This is a genomic window from Seleniivibrio sp., from assembly GCF_021209385.1.
GTDB lineage: Bacteria > Chrysiogenota > Deferribacteres > Deferribacterales > Geovibrionaceae > Seleniivibrio.
Genome location: NZ_JAJOIL010000013.1, coordinates 43435 through 64867 on the forward strand (window position 1 = coordinate 43435; position 21433 = coordinate 64867).

The following is a 21433-nucleotide window of genomic DNA, read 5'->3' on the forward strand; positions in this document are numbered from 1 at the left end:
GAATTATACATCAAGTCAGGCTTTTTTTTAAAGTAAAAATATATTACAATTACGGCATGGGTAGAAATATTAAAGGGTTTTCAATGATTGAGATGGCTATCGTTATGGTGATATTCGGACTTGTTCTTGCGTCTGCGTCATCAATTCTTACGCTGTTTGTCAACCGCGGCGGCGCAGAGAAGACACGGCAGATGATAGCATCTGACAAAAGTGCGCTTATAAGTTCTGTCCAGAAAGGCAAAAATTTACCTGAACAGGATGATTTCAGCACATCCGTTTCATACCCGCAGGATAGCTTTAATCATCAGTTTTTTTACTATGCCGACCCTATACTCGACAAGACAATGTCGGGCTGGAATCTCGGCGATTTAACCGATATTAATACCGTTTGCGGTTCAGGCTATACGAATACTGAAGTCTGGATCTGCAATAATGCAACATGTGCTGACAATGATACGGATCGAACGAAAATCTCAAACATTGCGTTTGTCATAGCCAGCGGCGGCGAAAACAAAGTATTACAGACGATTAACAACAACGGAATTATAAGAGTTTATCCGCAGGGAACGGACGCGATAGCCTCAAATTCCGATACTGATCTGAAAATGAAATACGACGACATAGTGGACTGGATGTCGCTGGATGAACTGCGCTCAAAGGTCGGTTGTGAAGGCGAAAGCATCAAATTTGTTACCCAGACAATGCCCTATGCGAAAAAGGGTACTGCCTATTCCGTAAGGCTGTATGTGGAGGGCGGTATACCCCACGCGAACGGCTCAACTGCGGAATACGGATTCAGAATAGAAGATGATAATGACAACGCACAGCTTATCACTGACGGACTGCATTTTTATTTCAGCGCTGACGATGCTGATGAGCTTAAAACCACCGCATCTACATTTCAAAAAGGACAATTTGTAAGAATTGCAGGAAATAGCTCGAATTTTTCTCAGCAATCATATAAAATAACTATAGAGGTGCAGGATAAAGCACAGGAATCAAATGATAATGACTACTATACCAGAACCTTTATACTGAACGCGGCAAACTGATATGATAGAAAAAATAACACCATCGAACGTAACATCAATATCGACAGGAAAGAAGCAGAGCATACAGAATACCTCTGCGTCCGATGTGCGTTTTGACGATACGGAAGCCACCGCGTCAGATTCCGCGCAATCATCAACGCAGGTTAAAAACAGAATAAATTCCGCATATTTGCAGGCGCGTGACGTTCAGTCTAACATCAGTTTTCAGCAATCCAGAAATTCTGCCCTAATGGATGTGAGCAGTAAATTGCAGGATTTGCGCAACCTTGCCATGCAGTATAAGAACAACGACCTTTCACTGCCGGAGCAGGACGCCATAGTTGCAAAAGCTGAACAGGCGCTTTATTCGATAGACCAGAAAGCCTCGTCTTCACAGTTTCTCGGAACAAAGGTGATAAGTGATGCGGATTCCAGAGAGCTGGGGCTTGAGGTGATAAACCTTGAGTCGGGCGATCCCGTGGGGCAGATAAACAGTGCCATGAAAAAAGTTGCGGCAAAGCTCGCCGCTAACAATGCGCAGACGGACACCGCTGATGTGCGGCTCGACAACATAAAAAAATCTGCAACTGACGCAATAACCGAATTTCAGGCTGAGATGACAGCAAAAAGCATCATTAAAGCCATACAGGATACTTCGCCCGACGTAATATACAAAGACATCGACCCCTCAAAAACCGCCGACCTGCTCGGTATCTGACAATCCTGAAATAATTCTAACATTTCTCCGCCGTTCTGTTGTTTCCGCGTATTCCCATGATATACTTTATATATTGCATCCTACACTTCAGGAGGGTGACCTATGGACATTAAGAAAATACGGAACATCGCTTTTATTTCTCACGGAGGTGCGGGCAAGACTAGCTTGGTGGAAGCCATCCTTTTCAATGCCAAGGCTACGAACAGGATCGGAAGTGTGGAAAACGGCACCAGCGTTATGGATTTTGACCCGGTCGAGATTGAAAGACATCTTTCCCTTCATGCAAAGGTCTGCTCAATCGAGTGGCTTGAAACACTTATCAACATCGTGGATACCCCCGGATATGCAAACTTCCTGCACGAAACAAGAGCAGGTCTGTCCGCTGTTGGCGGCGCTGTGGTCATAGCATCCGCTATTACAGGCGTTAAGGCTGAAACAAAGAGAGTATGGAAATATTCGGAAGAATTTGACCTCGCGAAGCTTATTTTCGTTAATAAAATGGATAAGGAGCGGGCGGACTTTTTCCGTGCGCTTGGCGACATTGAAAAATCATTTGAGATCGACCCTTTGCCACTCTTTCTCCCAATTGGCAAAGAGGCGGATTTCAAAGGTATTATAGATCTTGTTAAAATGAAGGCTTACATCTATCCGGCTGAACCCACCGCAGCATATCAGGTTGAGGATATTTCAGCAGACCTTTTGCCTGAAGCCGAAAAATACAGGATAAAGCTTCTGGAAGCGGTGAGCGAAACCGACGACGCGCTCATTGAAAAATATCTGGAAGAGGGCGACCTCTCTGAAGAGGAGATAACAGCAGGTCTGCGCGAAGGCACGATAGCTAAACGCTTCATCCCCGTTATCTGCGGTTCTGCCGTGAAAAACATAGGAAGCAAGCTTTTGCTTGAAGCTATAATCAAATATCTGCCGTCCCCCGTTGAGCGGGAACACAGAATCGCCACCATGGAAGAGACAGGCGAAGAGATATTCGTTGACCCCATGAGCAAGGAATTCTCCGCGTATGTATTTAAAACTTTCATAGACCCTTTCGCAGGAAAACTCACAATATTCCGTGTGTGTTCAGGCGAAATAGTTAACGACAGCGAGGTATATAACACCAACAGCGGTAAAAAAGAGAAAATAACCCAGCTTTACCTGCTTCAGGGCAAAAACCACGTCAAAGTGGACAAGCTTACCGCCGGACAGATAGGTATGGTGAACAAACTCAGATATTCTGAAACGTTCGATACCCTTTGCGACCCGAAGCGCAAAATACTTTTCCCGAAATATCAGCTTGCAGAACCTGTTCTGGCATATTCCATCAAGCCGAAATCAAAAGACGACGAGGACAAGGTATCCACAGGCGTTCACAGGCTGATGGAAGAGGACGTTGGACTTCGTGTGGACAGGGATGAGCGCACAGGCGATCTGCTCGTCAGAGGTATGGGGCAGATGCACATTGAGGTTGTGGTTGAAAAACTTAAGAACAAGTTCGGTGTAAGCGTGGAGCTTAAAGCGCCGAAAGTGCCTTATATGGAGACCATACGCAAACCTGCCAAAGGGCAGGGCAAATATAAGAAGCAATCCGGCGGACGCGGACAGTACGGCGATGTTTTCATCGAACTGCACCCCAACAGCGGCAACGGATTTGAATTTGTTAATAATATCGTGGGCGGAGCCGTACCCAGACAGTATATTCCCGCAGTTGAAAAAGGTATCATCGAAGCGGCGGAAGAGGGCGTTCTCGGCGGATTTCCAATGATAGATTTCAAGGCTGTGCTATACGACGGTTCCTACCACACGGTGGATTCTTCGGAGATGGCTTTTGCAATAGCAGGTTCGCTGGCATTTAAAAAGGTTGCAATGGATGCCAAACCTGTGTTACTTGAACCTATTATGAATCTGGACGTTTTTGTTCCGGACGATATGACCGGTGCTGTGATCGGCGATCTGAACTCACGGCGCGGAAGGATTGTCAATGTTGAGCCGGAAACGAACGGTCAGCATATACGATCTCAGGTTCCCATGTCTGAGGTATTGAAATATGCGCCGGATTTGCGTAGTATGACAGGCGGACATGGTATGTTCACAATGGAGTTCTCTCATTACGAGGAACTGCCTTCGCATCTGGTGGACAAAGTTGTCTCAGAAAATAAAGGGGCTTGATCCGTTTAGATGAATGAAATAAATCTGCTGAAATATCACAACAGGAGCGCCAGAGAGATACATATGCTCCTGACGGGAGAGCTGACTGACGCGTTTTTCAGCCGTGTGGTATTCAGCGGAAAGGTTAAGGCAGCGGACAGACGTCAGGGTCTGTCCCTGCCTTTTATAATACTTGCCGCGTTCATCTGCTCCCTTTCCCCGTCATTCGTCATTTATACAAAGTACATAAAACAGCAGGAAATAACCGTTCCCGCCATTGACACAAGCCTTAAAAATATTATGCCGAAGGCAGAACCCCCTAAAAAAACCGAAAAACCGGATCCTATGGTTCTGGAAGGTTACTCTAAGATCGGTGTGCTGGAAGAGGGCAAACCCGAAGGACAGCAGGGCGTTCTGATTGTTTCCGATTACGTTCCTCCTAAAGAAGAGAAAGAGGACAAACCGGAAGAAAAGATTTCACCCATAACAAGTATGGGCGAACCTCCGAAACGTATACCGACAAGAAGTGTTGACCTTTTGCCTATTTATTCGGGGAATTTTAAAATTGTTTTCATCGGCATTGACGGTTCCGCCACAAGAGACGTCAAGATGCTCGCTGAAAATAATGACCTTAAAATGGCAAGAATAGGTTCCGAACGGCGAGAAAACAAAAAATGGCATGTTTATAAATTCGATAGCCGCTCGTCTCTTGTTATTTCCGGAAGAAAAGTAAAATATCTTAAAAGCTATGACGACAGCGGTTCCGCTATGGTATTTTTACAGGCGAATAATATAAAAGGTTTAATAGTACCAGAAACTTCCAAGACCGATCTGTACGACATCGAACTCTGCTGCACAAGCCAGGAACTGGCTCAGAAACTGGCAAATGCAAGCGGTATCGGACCTACAAAATATAAAATCTTAAACGAAAACGATAAAAACCGTTGACGACAGGAATTTAAGCAGATAAACTTGATAGTAGCGTGGAGGTTTATATGACTAAAGCTGATATTGTTGAGTTGATTCACGAACGTCTCGGACTTACTAAAAAAGATATCGCAAAGGTTGTCGATGAACTTTTTACTGAAGTCCGCACAAAGATCCTCGAGAAAACAAATGTTAAGATCTCCGGTTTTGGCAATTTTGAAGTCAAAAAAAGAGGTCGCAGAATCGGTCGTAACCCCAAGACGGGTATCGAAACTGTTATCGAACCCAGAACTGTTGTTGTTTTTCGCCCCAGCCAGATATTTAAAGACGAGGTAAATGACTAAGCTCTATTACAAAATAGGCGAAGTCTGCGAAATTACCGGTCTCAGACCATCTGTTTTACGTTTTTGGGAAAAAGAGTTTAAACAGCTTCGGCCTTCAAAGTCAGGTGGTGGTCAGCGGTTTTACACCGAAAAGCACATTGAGCTTGTGCGTATGCTCATGAAGATGTTGTATGACGAAAAATACACCATTGAAGGAGCAAAGAAAAAGCTCAAGAGCTTAAGCGGTGAAGATGATTCGTGTGAAAAAACCGAAAACGAAGTTATTAAAGCTGAACTCATTGATATACTTAAACTTTTAAACTCCTGACAAGTTCAGGAGTTTTTTGTTTCAGATTCACCGCGAGATTTCCCCTTCCATGTGGAAAATCACGCTAACGCTCAGTTCGGCAAGCCTCTCTTCGCTCACGCAAGCGGGTTTTGTCCTGAAACCACAGGCGGGCAAAGTTGCGTTTCTTCGTTTTTATAAACTTGTATTTGTCTCCGAGAGGAGTGTCCGTGACCACTCGATCTCAATTTTTATACACTGTCTGCGCTTCACTCCTTGCTTTTATCCCGTTTTTCTGTATAGTCCTATCTCCGGAGATTAACGATGAAATTTGATAAAAAAAGCGAAATACTTATTACATGTCCTAAAGAGATACCTCAATATCTGGAAAAGGAACTTAAAGAATTGGGTTTCCCAGTGCTTTACACCAGAAAGGCGGCTGTTGCCACCGAGGGAACTCTTAACGACTGTATCTTTCTGAACATGCATATACGCACAGGACACCGTGTGCTCTGGTGTCTGGACAAATACAGAATCCAAAACCCCGACGTGCTTTATAAGAACGGGCGCAAACTGCCATGGGAGGAGATCATCCCCCAGAAGGGTTACTTCAGTGTTTCCGCTTCCGTTCTGAACGATACGATAAAGGATACCAGATTCGCTTCTTATAAGCTTAAAGACGCAATCGTTGACCGTATGCGCGAAAAAACCGGAAACAGACCGGATTCGGGACCACAGGAAGACAAAACCGTTATTTTCCTTTACTGGAAAGAGAATGACTGCGCGGTTTATCTGGATACGTCAGGGGAACCCCTTTCAAGACGCGGATACAGAATAAACCCGAACAAGGCTCCCATGCAGGAGACTCTTGCGGCGGCTGTTCTTATGGCCGCGAAATACGACGGCTCCACTCCTTTCGTTAACCCCATGTGCGGTAGCGGTACAATCAGCATCGAAGCGGCTATGATAGCCACTAATACGCCTGCCGGAGCATTCAGAAAGAATTTCGGCTTTATGCACATTGTCGGATATGACCCGAACGAATACGAAAAAGTGCGCAGAAAAGCGATGGACGCGGTTCGCATGAAACCCGATATCAAGATTCAGGCATCGGATATCAGCCGCGATGCTATAATCGCCGCACAGACAAACATAAAGAACGCAGGTTTTGAGAACCTGATACACGTTCAGCGCTGTGATTTCAGAGACAGCCACCTTCCGAAAGCGGGCAACTTCATTCTCGTGGTGAACCCCGAATACGGTATGCGTCTCGGTGATCAGCAGGCACTTGAACCCATATACGAAGCTCTTGGCGACTTCTTTAAACAGAAATGCAAGGGAAGCAGATGTTTTATATTCACCGGAAACCCTGACCTTGCCAAAAAGGTCGGTCTGAAAGCATCCCGCAGACACGTTTTCCACAACTCAAACATCGAGTGCCGCCTTCTTGAATACGAGATGTATGAAGGAACTAAGAGAGTAAAGGCTGACGAAGAAACATCAGGATAAAAAAACAGTCTTTGAGAGTAACAAAGTGACGATGCAATCTGTAAGGTTCAGGTCGCGTCACCCTTTCATGGTTCGCGAAGACGTATAGCCTGTCTTTGCGAGGAACGAAGTGACGAAGCAATCTGCCTAAATATTATAGTTTAAATCCCTCCAAACCTCCCTTTTGTAAAGGGAGGCTTAAAACAATGCCTGTCATATTGGCAATCTCATTAATAAACTGCTATAATAGATAAAATATCATATAGGCGGTTTTTATGCTCTGGACAGGTTCGATACTTTTTATCATCTCTATTCTTCTCGGATTTAAATTCAAATTTTTCCAGCTCGTCGCGCTTGTGATAGTGCTGATATATGTCATTCTTGTTCCGTATTATTTCCTTGTAATGAAAACATGCCGCAACTGCGGACAGAAGAACCCGCCCATGCGCAGGAAATGCTCCTGCTGCGGCGAAGAGAACTGGAAACAGCGCTGAAAATCGGTTGACCTCTTTTTTGCGTGGGACTACAATCCCTGATGCATAATGTTGAAAATATCGTCAACTATATCAAACAATCCCGTTTCGGCGAATATGTCTGTTTTAACAAGGTTTTTGAGGCGAAAGAGGCTGAGACCGTTCCTCTTGATGTCATAAAATCCGACATAATCCGTGACGCGCTTGCAGACACGGGCATTGAATCATTATACACACATCAGGCGGAGAGCTATGAGGCTGTGCGCCGCGGTGAAAACGTACTTATCACCACGCCTACGGCATCTGGCAAGTCGCTCTGTTATAACCTTCCGGTAATAGAAGATATTTACCATAACAGAAACATTACCGCTCTTTATCTTTTCCCTCTGAAAGCACTTGGCAGAGACCAGATGCGGAGTATAGACAACTTTTTAGGTCATATCCCTTTGGGTGCTGGCATCAAAACGGCTGTTGTTGACGGTGACACCGACAAGAAACTGCGCCGCAAGATTCAGAAGGACAGACCGAACATAATATTCAGCAACCCTGACATCATCCACTATTCCGTACTGCCTAAAAGGGACGAATGGAGCGATTTTCTTTCGGGTCTTAAATACATAATAGTGGACGAACTGCACACCTACCGCGGCGTGTTCGGCAACCACGTTTATAACCTGTTTGCGCGGTTCATGCGTCTCTTTCCGAATGTGCAGATAATTTCCTGTTCCGCAACCATAGGCAACCCGCTGGAACTGGCGGAGACGATGTTCGGTCGGAAATTCACACATATTGACAAAAACGGTGCGCCGCAGGGCAGACGTTATTTCATGATGATAAGCCCGGATATACCCCTTGTGACAATGAGCAGTTTTCTGCTCAAAACCAATATTGAATCGGGACTTAAGACCATCTGTTTCACCAAATCCAGAAAGCAGACCGAGCGGATATTTGCTAACCTGCTGAACGCAGATGCGGGATATGCAAAGACGGTTTCTTCATACAGAGCGGGCTTTTTACCTGAGGAACGCAGGGAGATTGAGAAAGACCTCTCCGAAGGACGGCTGAAAGCGGTTGTGTCGACTTCTGCGTTTGAACTGGGCATCGACATAGGCGGGGTGGACTGTACGCTTCTGGCGGGTTATCCTGGGTCGCTCATGAGCCTTTGGCAGAGGGCAGGCAGGAGCGGACGGCGCGGAACTGACAGTCTGATAATCATGATAGCTGGCAACGATGCTCTTGATCAATACTATGTCAAGCACCCTGAAAAGCTCTATGAATCGGCTTTTGAGAATGTGGTTCTCGATACTGAAAACGAAAACGTGAACAAGGCGCACATCAAATGTGCGGCGTATGAAAAACCGATATCCGTTCATGAGGAATATTACACGAAGAACCGCGTGCTAATAGACAAAATGGCGCTTGAGAGCAGTCTGTTCGTCAACGGCGAAGGGACGGAGTTCTTTACGCTTGCAAAATACCCCTATATGGAGGTCGACCTCCGCATGGCAGGCGACAGCTATACCATCCACTGCAACAACACGCTGATAGCTACAGCATCCGGCAGACGCGCCTATATGGAGAACTTTGAAGGCGCCATATACATGCACCGCGGCAACAATTTTATAATAAAGACTGTGGACAAGGCGAAGCGCGAGATACACGCGGAACCGTTCAGAGGAAACTATTACACCATGCCCAACAGCGTCAAGCAGACGATGGTGGAGAAGACCATAAGAGAGACCGTACGAAAGGGAATCAGTGCCTGTTTCTGCGGACTTAAAGTTACTGAACAGCTGGTGGGCTTTTCAAAGATATCCACCCGCACAGGGGAAAAGATAGTCGATACGGAGCTTGAAGAGGTTCCGATTCAGTTCGCGACCAAAGGGCTTTATGTGCTGGTTCCCGATGCTGTGAAACGTTCGGTTGAAGATGCAGGGTTTAATTTTATGGGCAGTATCCATGCCTTTGAACATGCCATGATATCGGTGATACCGACATTTTGCCTTGCGGCGCGTGACGATGTTGGCGGGATATCCTATCCGTTTCATCCACAGCTGCAAAGCTCTGCCGTATTCATGTACGACGGCTATCCGGGCGGGATAGGTATAAACGAGCGGGTATTCGGCATCATTGATAAGCTGATGGAACGGACGCTTGAGCTGGTGCGCGATTGCGAATGTGAAAGCGGGTGTCCGGCGTGCATCTATTCGCCGAAATGCGGCAGCGGAAACTATCCGCTGGATAAGCAGGGTGCGGTGCATATCATGGAGATGCTTCTTAAGGGCGGATTTGAAACGAAAAATACGGAGATTGCCGAAATGCCGAGAACAGATACTTTGGTATATGACATAGAGACAAAACATTCAGCCGATGACGTTGGCGGGTGGAAGAATGCCGACAGGATGGGCATATCCGTTGCCGTGGTCTATTCGTTTGAAAAGGATGAGTACGAAACATACACCGAAGGGCAGGAAGAGGCGTTTATCCAGCGGCTTGAAGGCGCTAAGATAATTGTCGGTTTTAACAATATCGGTTTCGATAACAAGGTCATAACAGGTTACAGAAAGCCCGACTTCACTAAAACAATAGTGTTCGATATGCTGGCAGACGTTCTTAATTCCACCGGACGCAGATTCTCTCTTGATAACCTTGCTGGTGCATCCATCGGCGCGCAGAAAAGCGCGGACGGATTGCAGGCGCTTGAGTGGTACAAAGAGGGCAGGATAGACCTGATAGCCGAATACTGCAAAAAGGACGTTGAGGTAACAAAAAACCTCCTGCTCCACGGAATGGAGGGAGGTTTTATTAATGCTGTTCTCAAAGAGGGAGCGGTTATCCGCATCCCCGTAAGCTGGGAGACGTTAAGACGTCTTTAATCCCTTTTCTTTGCTGAAAACCATCACCTGAGCGATGTTATAAACGTGGTCGGCTGCCTTTTCAAGGTTGTTCACTATGTCAACGAAGATCAGACCTGAGTTGATGTTGCATTTACCTTCGTTCAGCCTGTGCATGTGATTGTTTTTGAATTTTTTGCGCAGACTGTCCACCAGCTCCTCATCGTTGAGGTCTATCTCCTTTATGTCCTCGTCCGTTCCGTAGTGGGCAATGGTTGCCACCGCGAACCTTTCAACCACGTCGAACATATATTTTATCTCACGGTCGGCTTCGTCTGAAAATTCCATCTCTTTGCGGATAAGTTTGTCCGTGAAACGGGCTATGTTGTCCGCGTTGTCGCCAAGCTTTTCGAGGTTTTGTATAACGTGTGTGAGTTCGTCGATTGTTTTTGCTGTTGATGCGCTGATGTTTTGTCTGGAGAGTTGTGAGAGGAATTCGTTGAATTCTTTTTCGTACTGATCGAGCTTAAACTCCATTATCTTTATGTCCGTCAGTTTAGAACTCTTTGCGTTGTAAGATTCTCTGGCGAGGCTGAGCATCTCAAGGGAAATCTTGGACATGTTGACGACCTCTTTCTTTGCCTGCGCAACTGCGATTGAGGGCGTTTTAAGCATGTTTGCATCCAGACGGAGCATCTTCGTCAGTGTGTTGTCCTCCGGTTTTATGATGCGCTCACAAAGTTTCGCTATGAGCGGCAGGAAGGGGAGGAACACTATAGTATTTATGATGTTGAACGTTGTATGTATGTTTGCTATGTGTCTGGCTATATTTGGTTTCGAGCCGTCTGCAGCTATAAAATCAACAGCTCCAGGTGTTACCGCATCTACAAAGTGTACCAGAAACGGGAGCAGGATAAGCATGTAGCACACGCCTATGAAGTTGAACAGGAAATGACCAAGAGCCGCCTGTTTTGCCGTACGGTTTGCGCCGATGGCAGCAATGTTGGCAGTTATTGTTGTTCCGATGTTTTCACCCATAACAAGTGCCGCCGCTGCCGTGAAATCCAGTATACCCGTAGAGGCGAGGGCAATAGTGATACCGACTGTTGCGGAACTGCTCTGCACTATCATCGTGAGAACCGCACCCGCTATGCAGGCTATTATAGGATTTTTGCCGAAGAAGACGAACATATCGACGAATCCCTGCATTTCGCGCAGAGGAACGAATGATTTGGTCATGGTCTCCATTCCGAAAAAGAGAAGACCGAAGCCCAGCATTATCTCGCCGTAATATTTAAGTTTTGAGTTTGAGCTGAACATAGCCAGCACAACACCGATGCCTATGCAGGGCATGGCAAGCGCTGTAACCTTAAAGGCTATCATCTGTGCCGTTATGGTTGTTCCTATGTTCGCGCCGAATACAACGCTGAGCGCCTGCATAAGGTTCATCAGTCCCGCGTTAACGAAACCGACCACCATAACTGTTGTTGCTGATGAACTTTGAATTACTACCGTTACGGCAGTTCCCACAAGGGTGCCAATGAATCTGTTAGAAGTGAATTTCTCGATGATACTTTTAAGACCTTCGCCCGCGCTCTTCTGAAGTCCTTCCGACATGAGCTTCATACCGAACAGGAACATACCCAGTCCGCCCATCGTGCCGAACAGGATTTCCACCCATAGGGAGTCGAACATATGCCACCGCCACTGTTTTATAATCAGCGACAGGATACAGAACTGTTAAAAAAATGCAAGACAAAAGTCAGGAAACTGTAATGTTAAATTTTTGTCAAATCAGGCATTATCCTGATTTTTCTCCTTTTCTTCAAGGACTACCGTGAACGTGTTGCCGTTTTTCTTATTGGTTTTCACGAACACTTTTCCGTCATAAAGGGTGACAATATGCTTAACTATGGAAAGCCCCAGACCGGTGCCTGTGGAGTTCTGGTTTTTGGATTTGTCCATGGTGTAAAAGCGCTCGAATATTCTCTGCTGTTCCTCAATAGGGATGGCAGGACCTTCATCCTCAACTTTGAGGGTTATTTTGTTGTCAGACTGTTCAAGACTGACTGAGATATTATCTCCTGTTGAATATTTGACAGCGTTGTCAACAAGATTGGTTACTATACTCATCAGGTGCTCACGCAGAACATAAACTTCCGTTGCATTGGATTCAAAGGTGATATTCTGGGGTCTGTCGCTGTAATAAGCTTCTATCTCTTCTTTAAGCTCGGCTAAGTTTGTAGGCTCCTCAAGATTTATCTCTTCACGGAGCATTTCAAGCCTGTGGAGTTTGAGTATGTCGTTTATAAGCAGATTCAGTCTATTAGAACTGCTGAAGATTATGTTGATAAATTTGTCATGGAACTTCTTGTCCATGTCGGGATCATTCATTATGGTCTCTGAGTAGCCCATTATCATCGCCAGAGGAGTTTTAAGCTCGTGGGTGATGTTGCCTATAAGCTCGGTTTTGAACTGCTCATATTCGGCTCTTTCGGTTATATCAAAGAAGGCGACGAGTTTTTCATTGTCATAAACTCGGATGTAAACCTCGTAGATGCGTCCTCGGAGGCTTTTCTGTGTTCTTTTGGAGTCAGTGGTTGTGAGCACGTCCGTAAGGAAGGAGAGCGCTTCCATATCGTTCGTCTGTTTGATGACGTTCTGCCCCTCTTTAAGGTTGAAGCCGAGATATTGAGATGCGCGCTGGTTAAAGTGCTGAACGGCGTCTTTATTGTCCAGAAGGATGATGCCCTCTTCAAGTATGCCGAAGATGTGATTAAGCTTCTGTTTCTCATGTTCCAGCTGTTTTGTCTTCTGGTGCATGGAATTGTATATCCTGTAGATAACGCTTACCAGTTTTGTAAGGGTTTTGTCGCTGAAAGAGGGGAAGTACACTTTCGTTTCGCCCGCCTCTATTCTGTCGGCAACCAGTGAAAGCTGGTGTATCGGGTTGCTTATGCGTCTTGCCAGATAGAGCGATATTAGCCCCACTGTGATGAACAGGAAAATGTATATTGTTACGTTCTGCTTGATAAGTCTTTCCTGAATAGCTGTAATGTCAGCCATGGGGTATGATATGCGCAAAACGATTCCGTCATTGTATTTAACGGCGTAGTAGTTCATTGCCTCTTCGGTGGTGGAACTTCTTCTTATGGAACTGCCGCTGCCTCTCTCGAATGCTTCGATGACTTCGGGTCTTTTGGCATGGTTTTCCATTTTCTTAACGTGAGCGAGGTCGTAGTAGGAATCGTCAACGACTGTACCGTCTTTTCTGATCACGGTGACGCGTATATTTGTATTCTTTGAAAGCTCGGCAAGTTTTTCATGTACCTGCGGGTCAAACTCTTCCGAGAAGTGATAACCTTTCAGTATCTCCGCTTTATTTTCCATTTCTGAGTGGAATTTTGCTGATTCCGCCTGAAGCGTAACTTTGTTGCTAACTTTCCAGCCGATGCCGAGAATTATGGCAACGGGGATGTAAATTATCAGAAATACTTTAAGGTATGATCTCATATGTCTGCTCTGTATCCTATTTTCGGTACTGATTTAATAAAGGAGCCTCTGTCGCCCAGTTTTTTGCGGAGAGATGAAACGTGGGTGTCAACCGTTCTGGTGTACACATCCGATTCATATCCCCAGACTGCATTGAGTATCTGGTTTCTGGTAAAGACTCTTTTCGGATGCTTCAGAAGCATCAGGAGGAGTTCGTATTCTTTATTGGTAAGACTGACGTCTTCTCCGTCCACAGTAACCGTATAGTTGCCGGTGTCAATGTTTATTCCGTTGATGGATATCACTTTTGACTTTATGGCAGGGTTTCTGCGCAGTATAGCGTTTATCTTTGCGATGAGTATCTTGATGCTGAACGGCTTTGTAAGATAATCGTCCGCACCCATCTCAAGCCCGTTTATTATATCCTGCTCGGTGTTCTTTGCAGAGATGATTATTATCGGAACGCCTGAGAATTTTTTGTTGTTGCGGACTATCTGCAGAAACTGCATCCCTTTAAGCCCGGGGAGCATCAGGTCAAGGAGAATGATATCCACATCGTTATTCTCAAGGTGGATAAGACCTTCGTTCGCATTGTCAAAGCAGATGGTTTCGCAGTTTTCCTTTGAAAGATTGTAGGAGATAAGATCCCTTATCTCTTCGTGGTCTTCAATGACAAGGACCTTTATCATGCTTCCTCCTCTTCGATATCAATTACCGTGTGGCGGATTATTTTGCCTTCAACCATATAGTATACCATTTCAGCTATGTTCGTTGCGTGGTCGGCAATCCTTTCCAGTCTGCGCGAGATGTTAAGCAGTGAAAGCACGGTGTGCAGTTTGCTTACATCCTCCATAGTATATGTAAGAAGCTCTCTCATTACCTGATCATGAAGCTGGTCGATCATATCGTCACGTTTAATGACTTCAAAAGCCATTTTCGTATCGGAGTTAAAGAAGGCTTCCAGCGCGTCGTGTATCATGCCGGTTGCGATGTCTGCCATCTTGGGTATGTCTATGTAGGGTTTAAGCTGCGGTTGTTCGGCAAGCCTTATGGACTCGCGGCAGATACTGACCGCATGGTCGCCGACACGCTCTATGTCTGTGATTATACGGGTTGCCGTGATGATATATCTGAGGTCGACTGCCTTCGGCTCAAAAAGCGCCAGCATCTTTACACAGTGTTCGTCGATATCAACGTCCAGCCTGTCCAGTCTTTCGTCTGTTTCAATGACTGAAAGCGCAAGTTCCTGGTCACGGTTAACCAGCGATTTTATGGATTCCGCAACCATTTTTGTGGCTGTGGTCGCCATTTCCGCCAGCATACCTTTGAGCTGGATGTATTCTTTTTCGTGTCTGAATGCTGTCATATCTTTTCACCTCATTAGTGCCGAAGGTGTTTTTTGTTTCTGCAAGTATAACACCAATATCTGTAAAATTAACATGTTCGGCTTCTGCACAACAATAATTAAGTTGTGTAAGATGTCTGTGAAACTAATGTCAAAGAAATGTAAAATTATTGATTATGTGTCAGATTCAGCCGTTTTTGTTCAGAACGGTCAGATGTTCGGCAATGGCTTTGCCAAGAACGGAGAGAAGAAGCTGAACCTCCCTTTCGGTGAAGTTTTTCGATTCTGTCATAAGGCGTATCTCTTCAAAAATTTTGTCAGGGTTCTGCGTATTAAGGCATCCGAACGTTTCAAGAAACAGCTTCATCTTACCCATCAGGGCGTCGGTGAGCTTTCTGTCGGCATATTTAATTTCTGTGTGCGGCGTTCTGTCCGGAGTGTTCTTTATCTCCCACAGCACAACAAGCACCGCCTGTGCAAGGTTCATGCTGGGGAATACGTCGGAAGTGTCAAGGGTGACAAATCTGTGGCATGCTGAAAGCTGTGTGTTTGAAAGCCCTGACTTTTCGTTTCCGAATAGCAGTCCTGCTGTCATGCCTTTGGACGTGATGTTCAGAAGCAGGTCTTTCAGACCGGAAAGCGGTATATGCAGTCCTTCTGTTTTCGGAGTGCGCATGCTGATACCGATTATCTTGTCCGAACCAGAAAGAAGATCGTCAAAGTCATTCGCATGGCGTGCGTTTTCAAGTATGTTCTCCGCCGCCAGAGCATATTTAAGCGCAGTGGGATGGGTACTGTTCAGCCGCCCGTAATAAACGAGTTCAGAAAAACCTGTGTTTGCCATTGCGCGGGCTATGAAGCCAAGATTGACAGCGCCCTCTGGATTGGCGAGAAGAACCTTGATACCTTTCAAATCAGCTTGTCCTGTTTGAAATTCTCAGAATTCTTTCGTAGTTGGTCATTACCGCTCTGTAGTATTTCTCTGATATGTTTCCGCCGCTGCGTATCTGTTTTTGCAGATTGCCCGGTCCCATGTTGTAGGCGATCAGGGCGTATTTCTGATTGTCGTACTTGTTCAGAAGGTACGCAAGATAGCTGATGCCGACGCGGATGTTCTTTTGTGGGTCGAAAAGGTCTGAACGGTTTTGAAGGTTGATGTTGTCGTGCATGTCGGAAACGTAGAAGGCTGTGCCGGGCAGAACCTGCATAAAGCCCACCGCTCCTTTGTTCGACACGACGTGCCTGCGGAAGGAACTTTCCGTCTTTATCACCGCCAGAACCAGATATGGGTCGATGCCCTTTTCAAAAGATTCGGAAGCGATGAGATAGGCGAAGTCCATATAATTCATACCGCCTGTGTTGGGGCGGTATATTTCCAGTACGTTTTTGATATCCATAACCAGAGCGGCAAATGAAAGCCTGCGCTTTTCATTTTCCAGACTGTTTGAAAACTGCCTGTAACTCTCTGAATCAATGCTGTTTTCCGAGCTTATTCTGTCCACTGTGGAACTGATCGCGGTAAGATATACCACATTCATAATAAGAAATCCGAAAACAACAATTGTTATGGACACAAAGAGTGCAGCCAGAGTATTCTGTGCCCTATTAGTAATTCGTATGTTTAACATGATTCCCGATAGTATAGTGTTTGAGCATATTTGATGAAAACAAAATATTAGCCGTAGAGGCAAAAGTAAAGGGAAAAATTCCAAACCGTGGTGAGGCGGACATGTACAGATATCCCAAGTTATTGAGAGGAAAGTTTATAAAAAGATATAAAAGATTTTTCGCAGACGTGCTTCTGGACGGTGAAATCGTCACCGCGCACAACCCGAACACCGGCACCATGAAGTGCATCGTTCAGGAGGGCAGGGAAGTTATCCTGTCCGTATCCGACAACCCCAACCGCAAACTGAAATATACTCTTGAGGGCTTTCTGGTGGACGGCAAATGGGTGCTTACCAATACTATATTGATGAATACTGTGGTGAAACGGGGGATTCTTGACAATGAGGTTGACGAGCTTAAAGACTGCACAGCACTTAAAAGTGAATATAAGTTCGGCGACGGGCGCATAGATTTTTACGGCGAACGGGAAGGCGGCAGGTTTCTTGCGGAAGTGAAGAACGCCACTCTGTTCGATGATGAATACTGCATGTTTCCCGATGCTGTCACAGAGCGGGGACGCAAACATATCGGGCTTTTGCTTCAGGCAATGGAGCAGGGGTATAAACCCTATATGATATATGTGTGTCAGGTGGACAGACCCCTTTTCCGTGCGGCACATGAGATAGACCCGCAATATGCAAAAGCGCTTGATGATGCTGTCGGCAGGGGACTTAACGTAATAACCGTCATGACGGATTTCGATATTGATAAGGGAGAAGTGAGGCTTGTTAAAGGCGGGGTTTTCAGAGCAGACCGATGAGGCGGGTAAGGTATCCTTCGTCGTCTGTCTGTCCGGTTTTTACCATATAGTCAAGCTCTGCGAACACTCCGAACAGGTTTATAAGCTCCTGACGCTTCCAAGCTTTCGCTCCTGTCTTAATTCTGTCCAGAAGGAAGAATCGGTTCTCTTTTACCATGTCTTTTGAAACCTGCATGGAGTATACATCGCGCATCCTTTTAAAGAGCAGATTTATCAGTATGCGCAGGTTTTCACCGGATGCGATGAACTCTGTGAGCAGTACGAAACACTCCTTTCTCTTTCTGTATGTAAAGTTGTCTATGAACACGAATATGTTATCCTGACGTTTTGCGGTTATCGCTTTCAGAATGTCCGATTGTGTTTCCGGTTTTTTATATGCGAAATATGCTGTTAGCTTGTCAACTTCGCTCTTTATCATGGAAAGGTTGCCGTCGAAAAGCTCGTTTATCTGCCCAGCGGCGGATGTGTCCACCGTAAATCCGGCATCGGAGAACATCCTTATTACTTTGCCTGTGATATCCTGCTTTTTATTCTCTTCTGTGAGAAGGCAGAATCCGGCGGATGCCAGTGCTTCGGATAGTTTTTTGTCTGTTTTTGTCTCATCCGTCATTATTATTATGGCGGATTCGATGCAGTTTGCGCAGCTCTTTATTAAAGACACTTTATCCTTAACAGAATTGAATGATTTTATAACGGCAGCTTTGGATTCGCTGAAAAGCGGGGCGGAGCTTATGAAGCCATAGAAGGAATCGGACAGTTCTTCAGGGTTGAAGGTCTCCGTTTCGCAGTCCTGAATCTTCTCAAGTATCTTCTTTAACTGCTCTTCCTGATAAAAGCTGCTTCCGGCTATATACCAGAAGGGCTTACTTGAGGTTTTCAAATTCATATCTGAAATCGTCGAGAGCGGTTCTTATCGCTTCTTTGATAGCCTGATTCCTGTTTGCCATTGAGCCTGACAGAGAAGATGTCTGGCTGTATGTTACAATTGAGCCGAAGTTGCGCGAGAACTTCTCTGTGCCGCTCTTGTCTTTCACAACCACGTTTATCACGATGGAAAGGTCGAAAGTAGCCGTCTGACCGGATGTCAATTTGACAGCGGAAGATGAGGATACGTTTGTCAGAGTTATATATCCTATGTTGTCGGTATTGTCTTTTCTGCCCAGCGCGTTGATGGACGCAAAGTATGACTTTACTTCGTTGCTGAAAAGCTGTTCAACGTTAACCTCTTTTGAGGTGTTTTCTATGGACGCAGGATATATGGCGAAAGAAGCCTTTCTTCCCGTAACGGCCATCTTATAGCCGCATCCGTAAACAAAAAGAGTTACCAGAAGAACGGAAAGAAGGGCTTTTGTTTTCATGTTATTTCACCACGAAGTTTACAAGTTTATTGGGGACATATATCTTTTTAATAAAGGTTGTCCCTTCCGTATATTTTGCCACATTCTCGTTGGCAATAGCAATCCCGAATACTTCATCCTGCTGCATATCTCTGGACACGTTTATCTGTCCTCTGAGTTTACCGTTTACCTGCACAGCCACAACTATCTCGTCTTTAACGGTATGCGATGCGTCATATTTCACCCATTCTGCTCTGGATACCAGACCGCTTAAGTCCGCCATTTCCCAAAGCTCTTCGCAGAGGTGAGGTGTAAACGGTGCAAGGAGTTTTATGAGCGTCACCAGACATTCTTTAAAGAGCGCCTTGTGTCCGTCCTGAATCCGGGCTTCCGCAGAATAGAGGCTGTTCACGAATTCCATCATTGCGGCAACTGCCGTGTTGAGCTGATAGCGTTCGATATCCTCTGTCACCTTTTTAATGGTGGAGTGAAGAGCGAACAGCAGCTCTTTGGTAAGTGCGTCGTCGGCACTGCCCGTATGTTCGGTTTTTATAAGTTCAAGGTTGTTGTAAACCAGCCTGTAGACCCTGTTCAGGAATCTGAACGAGCCTTCCACACCGGAATCACTCCACTCAAGCTCTCTTTCGGGCGGGCTGGCGAAAAGAATGAAAAGCCTTGCAGTGTCAGCACCGTAGGTCTGTATGAGCTTATTGGGGTCGATAACGTTCTTTTTGGATTTTGACATTTTTTCAACGCGTCCGATGAAGACGTCGCTTCCGCATTTGGAGCATTTGCCGTCCTTCGCCTCTTCGGGGAAGAGCCAGCCATCGATGGGGCATTTGTATGTCTCTTTGCAAACCATGCCCTGAGTGAGTAGCCTTTTGAAAGGTTCGTCAATGGAAACGTAGCCGAGGTCGCGCAGAACTTTTGTATAAAAGCGGGCATAGAGGAGGTGGAGGATAGCGTGTTCAATACCGCCGATGTACTGGTCAACGTTCATCCAGTAGTTTGCGTCGTCTTTATTGAATGGTGCTGTATCGCATTGCGGGGACGTATATCTGAGGAAATACCATGAGGATTCCATGAAGGTGTCCATGGTATCGGTTTCGCGTCTTGCGGGTTTGCCGCATTTTGGGCATGTGGTGTTTACAAAGGATTCAACCTTGTCCAGCGGATTTCCGCGCATTGCTGGATTGAATTCAACGTCAGGCAGTCTTACGGGGAGCTGATCAAAAGGTACAGGTACGCTTCCGCAGCAGTCGCACTGGATGAAAGGAATAGGTGCGCCCCAGTATCTCTGGCGTGAGATCTGCCAGTCGCGCAGACGGTAGTTAACAGTGCTTTTCCCCAGTTTGTGGTCGTCGAGGTAGTCAACGATAGCCTTTTTGGCGGACTCGTTGTCCGTTCCGTCGAAACAGCCGGAGTTAACGAGTTTTCCGGCACCAGTGTAAGCTTCGGTCATTGTGTCAAGGTCAAGCCCGTCTTTAGGCATGATAACTATTTTCAGTTCGCATCCGTATTTTTTGGCGAATTCAAAATCTCTCTGGTCGTGTGCGGGAACAGCCATAACTGCGCCTGTTCCGTAGTCCATAAGGACGAAGTTAGCGAGGAAAATGGGCATCTGACACCCTGTCAGGGGGTTGATTGCATATCTTCCGGTGAAAACGCCTTTCTTCTCTTTATCGTCTGCCATACGGTTTATCTTGTCATCTTTCAGGATGGATTCGATGAACTGAAGCCCCTCTTTCTCCTGATCTGTGCCTTTCAGCAGTGACTTTGCCATGGGGTGTTCGGGAGCGAGGGACATGAAAGTCGCGCCGAACAGTGTGTCCGGGCGGGTTGTGAAAACTGTTATTTTTTCGTCGGAGTGGGTCATTGCAAAGTTGATCTCTGCACCGTAGGATTTTCCGATCCAGTTCTGCTGCATTGTCAGAACCTTTGATGGCCATCCGTCCAGTTTTTCTGTGAAATCCAGAAGTTCGTCGGCATAATCTGTTATTTTCAGATACCAGCCGTCAAGCTCCTTGATGCGCACGTCGTGTCCGCATCTCCAGCATTTACCGTCCTCAACCTGTTCGTTCGCAAGCACGGTGTTGCAGTCGTCGCACCAGTTGAGCAGTGATTTCTTTTTATATACAAGTCCTTTTTCATACATCTGTATGAAAACCTGCTGTTCCCATCTGTAATATTCGGGTTCGCATGTGGCGACCTCTCTGTCCCAGTCGTATGAGAGACCGAGTTTTTTGAGCTGTGCCTTCATGTAGCTGATGTTGGATTTTGTCCAGACTGCGGGGTGAGTGGAGTTCTCAATCGCCGCGTTTTCTGCGGGAAGACCGAACGCATCCCACCCCATGGGGTGAAGTACGTTAAAGCCCTGCATAAATTTATAACGTGAGATAACATCGCCTATAGCATAGTTGCGGACGTGTCCCATATGTATCTTGCCCGAAGGGTATGGGAACATCTCCAGACAGTAAAATTTCTCTTTGCTTTTATCGGTTTCGACTTTGAAAAGCTTTTTGTCTTCCCATGTCTTCTGCCATTTCTCTTCAATTTCTGCGGGATTGTATTTCATTTAAGAGCCTCCGACTGCTAAGAGTAAAAAACTA

Annotated in this window: 19 protein-coding genes; 10 read left to right on the top strand and 9 right to left on the bottom strand. The window is 45.9% G+C overall.

Annotation, left to right across the window (positions count from 1 at the left end):
* The first annotated feature begins 56 nt into the window (after positions 1-56).
* The 9 genes from LRY47_RS03825 (at position 57) to LRY47_RS03865 (ending at position 10264) form a co-directional block, all read left to right on the top strand.
* Entirely contained in the window at positions 57-1052 is a 996-nt protein-coding gene (locus tag LRY47_RS03825) for a type II secretion system protein (protein ID WP_295222747.1), read from the top strand.
* Position 1053: 1 nt separating this feature from the next.
* The gene (locus tag LRY47_RS03830) at positions 1054-1749 is read left to right on the top strand and encodes a hypothetical protein (protein WP_295222748.1); all 696 of its coding nucleotides are present in this window, start codon (positions 1054-1056) and stop codon (positions 1747-1749) included.
* A 102-nt stretch (positions 1750-1851) separates the two neighbouring features.
* Positions 1852-3912, top strand: a complete 2061-nt coding sequence (gene fusA / locus LRY47_RS03835; RefSeq protein WP_295222750.1) for an elongation factor G — start codon at positions 1852-1854, stop codon at positions 3910-3912.
* Positions 3913-3921: 9 nt separating this feature from the next.
* The gene (locus LRY47_RS03840) at positions 3922-4839 is read left to right on the top strand and encodes a hypothetical protein (RefSeq protein WP_295222752.1); all 918 of its coding nucleotides are present in this window, start codon (positions 3922-3924) and stop codon (positions 4837-4839) included.
* A gap of 47 nt (positions 4840-4886) precedes the next feature.
* A complete protein-coding gene (locus LRY47_RS03845) occupies positions 4887-5162 on the top strand; it encodes an integration host factor subunit alpha (protein WP_132873451.1) in 276 nt (91 codons plus the stop codon).
* Entirely contained in the window at positions 5155-5469 is a 315-nt protein-coding gene (locus LRY47_RS03850; RefSeq protein WP_295222754.1) for a MerR family transcriptional regulator, read from the top strand. The genes LRY47_RS03845 and LRY47_RS03850 overlap by 8 nt, the downstream gene beginning before the upstream one ends.
* 282 nt (positions 5470-5751) lie before the next feature.
* The gene (locus LRY47_RS03855) at positions 5752-6936 is read left to right on the top strand and encodes a class I SAM-dependent RNA methyltransferase (protein WP_295222756.1); all 1185 of its coding nucleotides are present in this window, start codon (positions 5752-5754) and stop codon (positions 6934-6936) included.
* Positions 6937-7190: 254 nt separating this feature from the next.
* Positions 7191-7409 carry a hypothetical protein gene (locus tag LRY47_RS03860; protein ID WP_295222757.1) on the top strand — a complete coding sequence of 73 codons (219 nt, stop codon included), beginning with the start codon at positions 7191-7193 and terminating at the stop codon, positions 7407-7409.
* 41 nt (positions 7410-7450) lie between these two features.
* Positions 7451-10264: a DEAD/DEAH box helicase gene (locus LRY47_RS03865; protein ID WP_295222758.1), complete on the top strand. Its 2814-nt coding sequence runs from the start codon at positions 7451-7453 to the stop codon at positions 10262-10264.
* Here the strand turns inward: LRY47_RS03865 and LRY47_RS03870 are convergent.
* From LRY47_RS03870 to LRY47_RS03895, 6 genes are all read right to left on the bottom strand, one after another.
* On the bottom strand, positions 10250-11917 hold the full coding sequence (locus tag LRY47_RS03870; RefSeq protein WP_295222759.1) for a Na/Pi cotransporter family protein: 1668 nt from the start codon (positions 11915-11917) through the stop codon (positions 10250-10252). The two genes, LRY47_RS03865 and LRY47_RS03870, sit on opposite strands and share 15 nt — an antisense overlap.
* A gap of 99 nt (positions 11918-12016) precedes the next feature.
* On the bottom strand, positions 12017-13735 hold the full coding sequence (locus LRY47_RS03875; protein WP_295222761.1) for an ATP-binding protein: 1719 nt from the start codon (positions 13733-13735) through the stop codon (positions 12017-12019).
* On the bottom strand, positions 13732-14403 hold the full coding sequence (locus tag LRY47_RS03880; protein ID WP_295222763.1) for a response regulator transcription factor: 672 nt from the start codon (positions 14401-14403) through the stop codon (positions 13732-13734). Before LRY47_RS03880 ends, LRY47_RS03875 begins: the two co-directional genes overlap by 4 nt.
* On the bottom strand, positions 14400-15080 hold the full coding sequence (phoU, locus tag LRY47_RS03885; protein WP_295222765.1) for a phosphate signaling complex protein PhoU: 681 nt from the start codon (positions 15078-15080) through the stop codon (positions 14400-14402). The genes LRY47_RS03880 and phoU overlap by 4 nt, the downstream gene beginning before the upstream one ends.
* A gap of 166 nt (positions 15081-15246) precedes the next feature.
* Positions 15247-15972 carry an RNA methyltransferase gene (locus LRY47_RS03890; RefSeq protein ID WP_295222767.1) on the bottom strand — a complete coding sequence of 242 codons (726 nt, stop codon included), beginning with the start codon at positions 15970-15972 and terminating at the stop codon, positions 15247-15249.
* 1 nt (position 15973) lies between these two features.
* Positions 15974-16597: a lytic transglycosylase domain-containing protein gene (locus LRY47_RS03895; protein ID WP_295222769.1), complete on the bottom strand. Its 624-nt coding sequence runs from the start codon at positions 16595-16597 to the stop codon at positions 15974-15976.
* Positions 16598-16788: 191 nt separating this feature from the next.
* Here LRY47_RS03895 and sfsA point away from each other — a divergent pair, with 191 nt between their 5' ends.
* The gene (gene sfsA / locus LRY47_RS03900; RefSeq protein WP_295222771.1) at positions 16789-17487 is read left to right on the top strand and encodes a DNA/RNA nuclease SfsA; all 699 of its coding nucleotides are present in this window, start codon (positions 16789-16791) and stop codon (positions 17485-17487) included.
* On the opposite strand, the gene holA is transcribed toward sfsA, so the two are convergent.
* Genes holA through leuS form a run of 3 tightly spaced genes read right to left on the bottom strand, consistent with a single transcriptional unit; the run spans position 17471 to position 21399 of the window.
* Entirely contained in the window at positions 17471-18373 is a 903-nt protein-coding gene (gene holA, locus LRY47_RS03905) for a DNA polymerase III subunit delta (protein ID WP_295222773.1), read from the bottom strand. The two genes, sfsA and holA, sit on opposite strands and share 17 nt — an antisense overlap.
* On the bottom strand, positions 18351-18845 hold the full coding sequence (gene lptE, locus LRY47_RS03910; protein WP_295222774.1) for an LPS assembly lipoprotein LptE: 495 nt from the start codon (positions 18843-18845) through the stop codon (positions 18351-18353). Before lptE ends, holA begins: the two co-directional genes overlap by 23 nt.
* Before the next feature lies 1 nt (position 18846).
* A complete protein-coding gene (gene leuS, locus LRY47_RS03915) occupies positions 18847-21399 on the bottom strand; it encodes a leucine--tRNA ligase (RefSeq protein ID WP_295222775.1) in 2553 nt (850 codons plus the stop codon).
* Between the last annotated feature and the right edge of the window lie 34 nt (positions 21400-21433).